Annotated in this window: 9 protein-coding genes; 4 read left to right on the top strand and 5 right to left on the bottom strand. The window is 58.0% G+C overall.

Features of this window, described 5'->3' with window-relative positions; translation table 11 throughout:
- Nucleotides 1–41 precede the first annotated feature (41 nt).
- The 5 genes from folE to dacB form a co-directional block, all read right to left on the bottom strand.
- Nucleotides 42–608 (bottom strand): GTP cyclohydrolase I FolE, encoded by a 567-nt coding sequence (folE, locus tag V5S80_RS00570; protein ID WP_395168826.1) that lies wholly within the window; start codon nucleotides 606–608, stop codon nucleotides 42–44.
- Nucleotides 608–3379, bottom strand: a complete 2772-nt coding sequence (ftsH, locus tag V5S80_RS00565; protein ID WP_395168825.1) for an ATP-dependent zinc metalloprotease FtsH — start codon at nucleotides 3377–3379, stop codon at nucleotides 608–610. The genes folE and ftsH overlap by 1 nt, the downstream gene beginning before the upstream one ends.
- Nucleotides 3380–3499: 120 nt before the next feature.
- Nucleotides 3500–4087, bottom strand: a complete 588-nt coding sequence (hpt, locus tag V5S80_RS00560) for a hypoxanthine phosphoribosyltransferase (protein ID WP_395168824.1) — start codon at nucleotides 4085–4087, stop codon at nucleotides 3500–3502.
- A gap of 132 nt (nucleotides 4088–4219) precedes the next feature.
- Complete coding sequence (gene tilS, locus V5S80_RS00555; protein WP_395168823.1) at nucleotides 4220–5353, bottom strand: tRNA lysidine(34) synthetase TilS; 1134 nt, start codon at nucleotides 5351–5353, stop codon at nucleotides 4220–4222.
- 10 nt (nucleotides 5354–5363) lie between these two features.
- Entirely contained in the window at nucleotides 5364–7025 is a 1662-nt protein-coding gene (gene dacB, locus V5S80_RS00550; protein ID WP_395168822.1) for a D-alanyl-D-alanine carboxypeptidase/D-alanyl-D-alanine-endopeptidase, read from the bottom strand.
- 105 nt (nucleotides 7026–7130) lie between these two features.
- Here dacB and V5S80_RS00545 point away from each other — a divergent pair, with 105 nt between their 5' ends.
- The 4 genes from V5S80_RS00545 to V5S80_RS00530 all read left to right on the top strand — a co-directional run bounded on the left by V5S80_RS00545 (nucleotide 7131) and on the right by V5S80_RS00530 (nucleotide 10328).
- Nucleotides 7131–7607, top strand: coding sequence for an inorganic diphosphatase (locus V5S80_RS00545; protein ID WP_395168821.1), 477 nt, complete (start codon nucleotides 7131–7133; stop codon nucleotides 7605–7607).
- A gap of 199 nt (nucleotides 7608–7806) precedes the next feature.
- On the top strand, nucleotides 7807–8112 hold the full coding sequence (locus V5S80_RS00540) for a rhodanese-like domain-containing protein (protein WP_395168820.1): 306 nt from the start codon (nucleotides 7807–7809) through the stop codon (nucleotides 8110–8112).
- A 69-nt stretch (nucleotides 8113–8181) separates the two neighbouring features.
- On the top strand, nucleotides 8182–8712 hold the full coding sequence (locus V5S80_RS00535; protein WP_395168819.1) for a MarR family winged helix-turn-helix transcriptional regulator: 531 nt from the start codon (nucleotides 8182–8184) through the stop codon (nucleotides 8710–8712).
- Nucleotides 8709–10328, top strand: a complete 1620-nt coding sequence (locus V5S80_RS00530) for an AMP-binding protein (protein ID WP_395168818.1) — start codon at nucleotides 8709–8711, stop codon at nucleotides 10326–10328. The genes V5S80_RS00535 and V5S80_RS00530 overlap by 4 nt, the downstream gene beginning before the upstream one ends.
- Nucleotides 10329–10331: the final 3 nt, after the last annotated feature.

Here is a 10331-nt window from a genome sequence, read left to right as displayed (position 1 = left end):
TTGTCTCCTTCCGTCTGGTGCCCCGGCACAGTCGGGTGGGGTTATCCGCGAATAAGGCTGAGCACCTCGGCGCGACTGGCAGGGTTGGTTTGGAATCCGCCCCGGACTGCGGAGGTCGTGGTGGTTGCCCCGGGTTTGCGGATCCCTCGCATTGCCATGCAAAGGTGCTCACATTCGATAACAACGATGACGGCTTGTGGATCTAGCCGCTTCACCATCGCATCGGCGACTTGTTTCGTGAGGCGTTCTTGAACTTGTGGCCGCTTCGCGTAAAGATCGACGACTCGCGCAAGTTTGGATAGACCGGTGACTTTCCCGGACGTACCTGGGATGTAGCCAATGTGTGCATGCCCGTAGAAGGGCACCAAGTGGTGTTCACAGGTGGAGTAGACGGGGATGTCCCGAACCAGGACAAGCTCACGATGGTCTTCATTGAAGGTTTTCGCAAGGACGTCAGAGGGGTCTTGATGGAGGCCTGCGAAGATTTCTTCGTAGGCTCGCGCAACCCGTTCTGGCGTGTCGACAAGGCCTTCTCGATCGGGATCTTCCCCTACAGCGATCAACAGGTCGCGGACGGCTGCCCGCGCCCGTTCGTGATCAACTGCCATTACTGGTCACCGTCTTCGCGCCGATGACCACCGCTGGCAGGGTCGGAGCCATGGGTGCCGTCGGTGCTGGCCTGGGGGGAGTTCGAGTCTCCATCAGTCCATGGGTGGTCTGGGCGCTCACTGTCGGGAAGGCGGAAACCATGGAGACCCCGGTCAGTATCGTTGTTCTCCTGCCCGAAACCATAGTTCTGCATGCCTGGATGCTGCCCGGCATTACCTGGAGCGTTGCCGGCGCGCTGTTCCGGGTGAGATGCTGTGGGATCGGCCGAACCTACGTACCGGGGAACCTGGCCTGAGGGGGGCCAGCCTGGGGCAGTCCACCCAGCAGGTGGCGGGGTGCCACCATAGACCGGGGTTCCATGATTGTTGGTCGTCCCGTGGGGCTGGGGGTCGGGGTAGGACGTGGCATGTCCAGGACTGTGCGGGCGTGGGATGACGGCGGTCTGTTCGTCGTATCCCGCGTAAGTGTGTCCCCGTGCCTCGGTCGTTTGTGTACCGTTGTGGTGTCCCTGCGGGGCCACTGGTGTGCTCCCTGGTCGCCAGCCATTCTCCTCATGCTGATGTGAGGCTGGTGTGGTGGCCGATCCCTGCTGTGTCGATGCAGGTTCGGGTGATGAGCCAGCTTGGTTGTTCTCGGAGGGATGTGAGTAACTACCTGCTGATGCCGTGGCCTGTGTGTTCTGGGTGTCTGCTACCTTAGCGACCGGCCATTCGTTCGTACGGGGCTCGTCCTGATCTGCGGATGGTGTTGCCTGTGTGGCAGCTGCGGCTTCACGCTCACGTCGAGCTTGACGGGATGCTTCGAGGAAGTCCTGGCGCTTTGGCGGTTCTTCACCGCGTTCACGGGCCAATTCGACCGGCGTCTTCACGGGGTCTTTGTCGTCCTTCGGGTGAAGGGCGTCTTCTTTGGTGAAAATTTCGAGCCGTTCGCGGGGCTTGACATCCTTGAAGATGGCTTCCAGGTCAGGGCGCCGTAGCGTTTCTTTTTCCAACAGTTTCTGGGCGAGAACGTCAAGGATGTCGCGGTTTTCTTTCAGGATGGCGTACGCCTCGTCATGCGCTTTCTCAATAAGGAAGCGGACTTGCTTATCGATGGTCGCGGCGACCTCGTTGGAGTAGTCGAGAGTTCCTCCGCCACCCCGTCCGGAGAAGGGGTCGCCTTGTTCCTCACCGTATTTCACGGCACCAAGGTCCGGGCTCATGCCGTATTCAGTGACCATCGCGCGAGCAATCTTCGTCGCTTGCTCGATGTCAGCGGACGCGCCCGTCGTGGGGCTACCGAAAATCAGTTCTTCGCCGGAGCGTCCACCCATGGCGAAGACAAGCCGTGCAAAGAGTTCTGCGCGCGTGTACATTTCTTTGTCATCTTCGCTCGCAGTCATGGCATGTCCGCCGGTACGACCTCGGGCGAGGATAGTTACCTTGTAGACACGCTCAATATCCTTCATCGCCCATGCGGCTAAGGTGTGACCACCTTCGTGGTAGGCAGTGACTTTCTTTTCGTGTTCGGAAATAATCTTGGAGGTTCGACGTGGCCCGCCCACAACGCGGTCGGTCGCTTCTTCCAAGGCATCAGCGGTGATAATGTTGCCGTCCACCCGGGCGGTCAGCAGCGCTGCTTCATTGAGCACGTTCGCTAAATCCGCACCAGACATGCCAGCGGTGCGCTTAGCTAGGGAGTTAAGATCCACGTCGGGGCCCAACGGTTTATCTTTCGCATGGACGCGGAGAATCTGCTCGCGGCCAGCAAGATCAGGGTTGGTGACAGGAATCTGACGGTCGAAACGTCCTGGGCGCAACAGGGCAGGGTCCAGGATGTCGGGCCGGTTTGTCGCAGCAATGAGGATGACACCTTGGCGGTCACCAAAGCCATCCATTTCCACCAGCAGCTGGTTCAAGGTCTGTTCACGCTCATCGTGTCCGCCCCCCATACCAGAGCCACGCTGGCGGCCCACGGCGTCGATCTCATCGATGAAGATAATGCACGGTGCGTTGTCCTTGGCCTGTGTGAACAGGTCGCGCACGCGGGAGGCGCCCACACCAACAAACATTTCAACAAAGTCCGACCCTGAAATGGAATAGAACGGCACACCAGCTTCACCTGCGACAGCACGTGCAAGCAAGGTCTTACCTGTTCCGGGAGGGCCGTAGAGCAAAACGCCACGGGGGATTTTTGCCCCAAGACGCTCATAACGTTCAGGACCCTGAAGGAAGTCACGAATTTCGGTGAGCTCCTCCACTGCTTCGTCCTCACCAGCGACGTCGCCGAATGTTGTTTTCGGCATATCTTTGGTCAGCTCTTTGGCTTTGGACTTTCCGAAGCCAAACATGCCGCCCATTCCGGAACCTCCCTGCATGCGGGAGAGGAAGAACGTGACGAGCAGGAAGAAGATGACCATCGGCCCCACGAACAAGAGGATCTGGCCAAGCCATGAATCCTGAGTAACCTTGGTCGTGTAGCTGTCCGGGTTAGACTTCTGGACCGCGGCGAAAACCTGATCCGACGTCCGAGCCGGGTACTTGGCGACGAGTTTGTTGACGTTCTTGTGGTCGCCGTCGTTAATTTTGTTCTTCAGCTCGAGCTGAAGCTGCTGTTCCCTATCATTGATCTGGGCTTTCTTAACGTTGCCATCTTTCAACTGTTTCAGGGCAACAGAAGTATCAACATCGTGATACCCGCGTGTCGAGCTTGAGAACACCGAAAAAGCGAAAATCCCGAGCAAGATAATAGCGATGACCGTCGCTATGCGTATGACTTTCTTGCGGTCCATGGAACCTCTCATTGGGGAAGATATATAAGCACCTGTAGCAGGCACTGTGGCGATCGCTACCAGGGTAGTCGAACCCTAGGGGCACATCGCCCTCACGTGCGTTCGCTGTGCGCGAACGTCCTACTTTTCATACACCCGTGGCGCGAGCGTGCCGACCCACGGAATGTCACGATAGCGCTCGCCATAGTCGAGCCCATATCCGACGACGAACTCGTTGGGAATGTCAAAACCAACATCAAAGAGGTCAATGTCCACCTTGATGGCGTCAGGCTTCCGCAGGAGGCTCACAATGCGCAGCGACTTCGGCTTCCGACTCTTCAGGTTCTTCACCAGCCAGTGCAAAGTCAGACCCGAATCGATGATGTCTTCAATAATGACGACGTTACGGTCTTGGATATCGCGGTCGAGATCCTTGAGAATCCGCACAACACCTGATGAGCTGGTGGCATTGCCGTATGACGATACCGCCATGAACTCCAGCTGAGTGGGGACGCTCATCGCGCGAGAAATATCGGTGATGAAGTACACCGCTCCTTTGAGAACACACACCAAAATGAGGTCATCGTCCTCATCCGCGTAGGTCTCAGACAGGCGTTGCGCCATCTCCGTAATTCGGTCGTGAAGTTGTTCTTCGGTGATCAGTACGTGGTCAACATCACCCCCGTAGCCATGTTCGGGGACAGGGATGGGTTGATGGGATTGCATCATTAGCTCTCGATCATGTGGCGTTGTGTCCGGCGTGGACGAAGACGAAGACGACAGGGGCGGTGGAGATCATAGTCCCCCGCTAGCATCCCGAATTCTGTAGGCCGGATATTTTGTCCGTACGTACATGGTCGCTTATATAGTCGCTTCTGGCAATTTCCGTCTCTCGTCGACAGTCACGATCAGATTATGGTGGCGCCGGACAACGATGAGACGCCCCGGTGGGGCTGGTGATTGTGGCCATGGAATGGCAACGCCTCCCTGTCCGTGCCAGTGTGTGGCAAGTGCGTCAATGGCGTCGACATGTGCCCGTGTTAATGGCCCAGCACGGCGAGATAGCCACTGTTTGATGATTCTGCCGCGTAGGGCTGGCGGCTGGCGTCGATAGATGTCAACGTCCACTGTCAGGGTGTCGTGATGCGAGCACTGTGTGAGCGCTTGGCTGGCACAGTGCGTTAGGTAGTCTTCGTCGGTGCGGATCATTGCTGCTGTGGTGACAGCGTTGTCGATCGCGGCCGCACCCAGGACGTCGCGCATGCGTGGGATAATTTCTGTTCGAACGCGCGAACGCAGATTGGTTCCCGATGTATTGGTAGGGTCGTGCCACGGTGTGATGCCAAGTTCGGTGCAGGCGCCAAGAGTGTTATCTCGCCGCACACGCAGAAGGGGCCTCCCCAGTGCCGCAGCCCCCGCATCGGTGGCGGGGTGGGCCCACGAGATCGGTGACATTCCGGCGATGCTTCCTAATCCGGAACCCCGCGCTAAGCCTAAGAAGAGTGATTCGACCTGATCATCCCCGGTATGCGCAACGAGGACGGGGAGCCCTCCTCGCGCGTGGGCAGCTGTTCCCAGCGCGTGATAGCGTGCGTGCCTGGCTGCTGCTTCTGTGGCGTGGCGTGGGTATACCCGCACAGTGTCAGCAGTCGCTCCGAGCATGCGACATACATGGGCTGTTCGCGTAGCGACGTCGTCGGAGCCATCTTGTAAGCCGTGGTCAACAACAACCGCATGAATATCCCATCCGTGCGACACCGCGCATCCTACGAGGGCAAGAGAATCAGCTCCGCCCGAGCATCCGATGACGCAGGACATGTCGTTCGTCGGTCGAGCGGCATACCGGGGTGAATCAGGTGCTGTGTCCCAGGCGGTCTTCCACTCTGTGAGAGCGTGACGGATGCGTAACACGTGCGGACCTGGTTTTGTACCTGGTGGGGTGTAGGCGGGGGTGGAGGCGCCGCTGATACCAGGGCTCGTCGGGGTACGTGGCACAGCGTTGTTCCTAGGATGTTGTTCTCAAGGTGGAGGCAAGGTTGTCCAGCGCCGCCCGCGCGGGTTCGATGTCTGATCCATTGGACATGAATGCGAAAGTTAAGATTCGTCCCCGTTGGTTCATCACGGTGCCAACCAGTGCGGATACTCCCTCGAGCGTACCGGTTTTTGCGCGAACCCACCCTGCCCCGCGTTCAGCGGGTGAGCCTGGGGTAAAGCGGCCGGCTAAGGTGCCAGAGCCCCCGGCGATGGGAAGGCCGTCGAGCAGGGGCCTCAGGTTGCGGTTTTTCTCATCGACTGAGCTTGATCCATTCGTCGATGTGCCACCGACCGGCGATGAGGCTTCCACCATGATGCGGTCGAGTAGTTTCGGGGTGATTCGGTTATCTCGGCTCATTCCCGAATTGTCCTTCAGGATGACTCGGTCGAGAGGGAAATCATGCTGGGCTAATACATCTTTCGTTGCTGCGGTGGCACCATCGAATGTCAGCGGTTTTCCTTGTTTCTTTGCGATATCCCGCCCGATAGCTTCGGCCTCCATGTTGTCCGAGTTGATGAGCATATCGCGGATCCTGACCATGAGCGGAGCAGATTCCACGGCGCCCAGCTCGTCACCGTCAGTGGCTACCGGTCGGGTGGAGACGGAGACTCCTCCTGCGTCGTTTGTTTTCTCTTCTCTGCGTTCATCCGGCCGGTTGTCGTGACGGTCTCGCTCTTCCCCTCGGTCGTCGCCACGACCAGGAGCATTCCCCCGATGGTCGTCCTGTGGGTGGTCAGCACGATTGTCACGTCGGGCATCGCCGCGGTCATTCCAACCATCATCATGTCGAGCGCTACTTTGAACAGACGTGTTGCCATCATTGCCGCCGAACGAGGCGCCAACAGCCTGGGCTAACGCCTGGCCAGCAGCCAACGCCGGGTTATCTGTCCGTGGAGATTCCGCATTATGGGGATCCTGGCGGCCACCATTGAGCATCACAGAGTCCACTGACGTCACGTAACCGCCGGCGATGTCCTCACGGTTCCACGAACGGTTGAATGTGTTTCCTTGTCCGGCGCGCGAATTATCCACGACCACACTTGTTACACGTTGGCCGCCGAGCTTCTTTTTCACCTGGTTCGCAAGATCGTGAATCGTCGGAGCGTTCGTATAGAATGCTTGTTCTCTCGATGGTGCGAGAGTGATGTCGCCGCCACCAATCAACACAATCTGCCCAGTTTTTCTCCCCCTCTTGACCACCGTGCGAACCTTGTCGTCCGGTCCCAGAGTCAGTAATGCAGCAGCCGTCGTCAACATTTTGGTCGACGATGCTGGGACCATCGCGGTGGTGGAATCCTTTTCCCACAACGTCGTGCCGGTAGCAGCGTCAGTGACATGCCCGGTGAGGGTTCCCAGAGCTCTCTGCGCCGCCGGCCCCTGAAGTGCCCGTCGAACATCTGGAATCGGTGCGTCCGTATTGGGCCCCGATACAGCCAATCCAACATCGGCTGGTCCGACTACACCCGCTGTGGTCTGGGGGTGGCGCTGTTTATAGATCACCACAGCTCCCGCAATCACGGCAGCCACCACGATCACTGCGATCACAGTGAGGAGAGAAGAGACAGCGGAACGTCGAAAAGAGCCAGCACGGAAGCCCGTTGACCCACCAGAGTTCTTCCTACCTATTTTCACGATGGTGAGTCTAGCCCAGAGTATTGATGCAGGGGGATTGTCTAGCTGACCGACAACCCTAACGTGGCGCGAACTACCCCATGGGGGTTCAGTACAGTAGGGCCTATGAGTATTGAAGTCACGATCGAAATCCCGAAGGGATCACGCAACAAATACGAGGTCGATCATGAGACCGGCAAGGTATACCTGGACCGGTACCTCTTCACCCCCATGGCATACCCGGCCGACTACGGGTTCATTGACCACACCCTCGGTGAGGATGGGGATCCGCTAGATGCACTCGTTATCCTTCCGGAGCCGGTGTTCCCTGGTGTGATTGTGGAGGCTCGCCCAGTTGGTGTCTTCAAGATGACCGATGAAGCTGGCGGTGACGATAAGTTGCTGTGCGTCGTCGACGATGTTCGCTTCGAGAAGTACCAGGACATCACCGACGTCGAGGATCATGTCAAAGACGAAATTGAGCACTTCTTCGTCCACTACAAAGATCTCGAGCCAAACAAAGAGGTGAGCGGTTCAGGCTGGGGCGACAAGTCTGATGCTGAGCGCATCCTGCAGGAAGCTAAGGATCGCTACGAGGGCTAGTGCTACTCACGCACATCGCGGGCTATCGAGGCGATCAGGCTCATGATCCCGCGGGCCACGGGTCCGTCGGTCTCCGCACCGACGGACCCTTCCGCTTTAGGTGAGCCTAGGTTTAATATTTGACGTTGAGCATTGGACCTCTTCAGGGCGGGGAACTGAGAGAGGACGACGAACCCCACGCAACGAAGGAGCAACGACCATGGAAAATGTGACAGTCCACGACCTACCCCAGGACTCACAACTAGTCGACGTACGCGAAGCCGACGAATACACGGACGGACATGCTGTGGGGGCAATAAACATCCCACTGAGCGAATTAATGGGTCGATACCAAGAACTTGATTTCGACACACCCGCGTACATTATCTGCCTCTCAGGAGGTCGTTCCGCCCGCGCCTGCCAGTTCCTCGAGCAGAATGGCCTTGACGTTATCAATGTCAGCGGTGGCACTCTTGCCTGGCGTGACGCAGGGCTCCCCATGGAAACAGGCAACGGAAACACCTAGTCTCACAACCATAACTTGTGGGCCTTCTCAATTATTTCAATACACCCACTGTCGGCTATGATCGGCGCTATGGCGAAGGCGAATAAGAGAAGGAAATCTGGCCATAAGTCAGATAAACCCCACAGGGCGACGGCTGCTGTGGCAGACCCCACCGAGGCGTCCGCGGCAATACTGACGTCGCCAGTGGAAGATTCGCTGTTTTACCAGGTGTACCAGCTGAACAAAATGTTCAGGGAGGTTGCCGATAACACCTTGGATGAATTCGACCTTTCCCAACGCGCGTACTGGCTCTTGGAGTGTGTGCGTCGCGACAAAGGTTATTCCCAGAGTGAGCTTGGGGAACTCCTCGGCGTCGATCGATCCGATATGGTCCGACTTATCGACTCGTTGGAAGATGACAACCTTCTCCAACGAGTCCGTTCCACCGAAGACCGCCGAAAGCAACTTATTACGATCACTCCGAACGGCATCACAATTCGACATAAAATTCGCCACGCTCTCACCGAAGCGGAAAATGATCTGCTCGATGAACTCAACGACAAGCAAAGCAATCGCCTGCGCAAATACACCAGCAAACTCACCATGGGAGTGTCATTGTGAGCTCACGGAGGGTGCTGGGAAACCGCACACTCGCCTCACAACCCCACACCCTCATTCGGATTTTCTCCGATCAAGCCGCCGCACATCCCGATGCTCTCGCTATCGACACCGGTCACGATTCCATTACGTATTCTCGATTGTCACACCGGTACCACGCTATCGCTGAGGAGCTGAGCACGGTCGCAGGCAGAGGAGATCACGTCGGCATTGCCATCACCGATCCCATCGACTACTACGCCTCTATCCTGGCCACGTTGTCCATCGGCGCCGCATATGTACCCACGTTAGGCCACGCCCTCACCACCGTCAGCACTGATCTTCGTCTTACTGCCACGATCACTGATGTGGGGATCCATTCTCGTCGCTCCACAACGCGACGCGCGCGCACTCCATCGCCGTCCGATACGGCCGCCGTGTTCTTCGGTCCACGGTCGATGGTGCTGCCTCACCGTTGCGCCTCGGCGGGGATCACCGCGGAGGCGTGCCTCTTCGCTCCGGACAATCCCATCGGGCCGGGTGATCATGTCGGTGCTCTCGCCCCACGTATGAGCCCTCGCAGTGTCGAGGACATGTGGCTGGCATGGTCCACAGGAGCTTGCCTCGTGCCCTATCCCGCTGATCCGTCAGTCAGGATAGGCCCTGACCAACCATCACATACATCCACTCCCCCGACGAATGTCGACCAATGGATCACGGACCACGGCATTTCTGTCATCTCCACGACGCCACGAGAGGCCTTATCATGGCGAAGCGACCCCACCACGCTCCGACTCCTTATCGTGGGTGGAGAACCGTGCCCAGCTGACATCACGCGTGTGATGACCGGCCGTGAGGTCTGGAATACGTATCGCACCGAAGCAACGGGAGTGACTACAGCAGCTCAACTCATGCCTGACAGCCCTCCTTCCCTGATAGGACAGCCGCTCCCAGGGTGGGAAGCCACCGTCATCGATGAAGTTGGCCACCCGGTCGAACCAGGACGTGCTGGTGAACTTGTCATCAGTGGCGTCGGCTTAGCACACTATTTCGACCTCATTCATGATGCTGAGACGTTCGCCCCCGTTCCGCAGTTCGGGTGGGAGCGTGCCTACAGGACTGGGGACCTCGTCGCTGTCCACAGCGATGGTCTTCACTTCGTCCGTCACCTCGACGAGCAAGCCCGTATCGCAGGGCACCGTGTCGATCTCAACCACGTCGATGCGGTCCTCCACGATCTCCCTGGCGCTGATAACACCACCGCAGCACTCACGAGGTCTCCCCACGGTCCTCGGTTGCTGGGATACGTACAAAGCACAAGTCTGACGGAGAAGTCAGCGCGCACATATCTATCCCAACGGGTACCCCAAGCCCTTGTACCATCCATTCATGTCGTCGAGACACTCCCCCATGGGAGCGCGCCGGGCACTGCCCCACACCCACAGACTCCTCACCCAGACATGGTTAACGAGACCCCGCACGCTCCTATGGTGACATCCATGGAGCCAAGCACTCCCCACCACACCACCACATTTCCCCCGGTCGCGCCACATACCTCGGCATCGCAGCAAGAAAAGAATGGCAGCCGCATATGGCGAACGTTCACTGAAATGATGAAACGCTGGTTCGCGAGACGCTGACGC

This window comes from Corynebacterium sp. PCR 32, from assembly GCF_037464985.1.
Lineage (GTDB): Bacteria > Actinomycetota > Actinomycetes > Mycobacteriales > Mycobacteriaceae > Corynebacterium > Corynebacterium kroppenstedtii_D.
Note: the sequence above shows the minus strand (reverse complement) of the source record. Positions and strands in the feature narration are given on the sequence as shown.

What these genes read in the sequence shown, in the direction of transcription:
- folE (WP_395168826.1), bottom strand. Translation starts at nt 608, where the DNA reads ATGGCAGTTGATCACGAACGGGCGCGGGCAGCCGTCCGCGACCTGTTG.
- ftsH (WP_395168825.1), bottom strand. Translation starts at nt 3,379, where the DNA reads ATGGACCGCAAGAAAGTCATACGCATAGCGACGGTCATCGCTATTATC.
- hpt (WP_395168824.1), bottom strand. Translation starts at nt 4,087, where the DNA reads ATGATGCAATCCCATCAACCCATCCCTGTCCCCGAACATGGCTACGGG.
- V5S80_RS00545 (WP_395168821.1), top strand. Translation starts at nt 7,131, where the DNA reads ATGAGTATTGAAGTCACGATCGAAATCCCGAAGGGATCACGCAACAAA.
- V5S80_RS00540 (WP_395168820.1), top strand. Translation starts at nt 7,807, where the DNA reads ATGGAAAATGTGACAGTCCACGACCTACCCCAGGACTCACAACTAGTC.
- V5S80_RS00535 (WP_395168819.1), top strand. Translation starts at nt 8,182, where the DNA reads ATGGCGAAGGCGAATAAGAGAAGGAAATCTGGCCATAAGTCAGATAAA.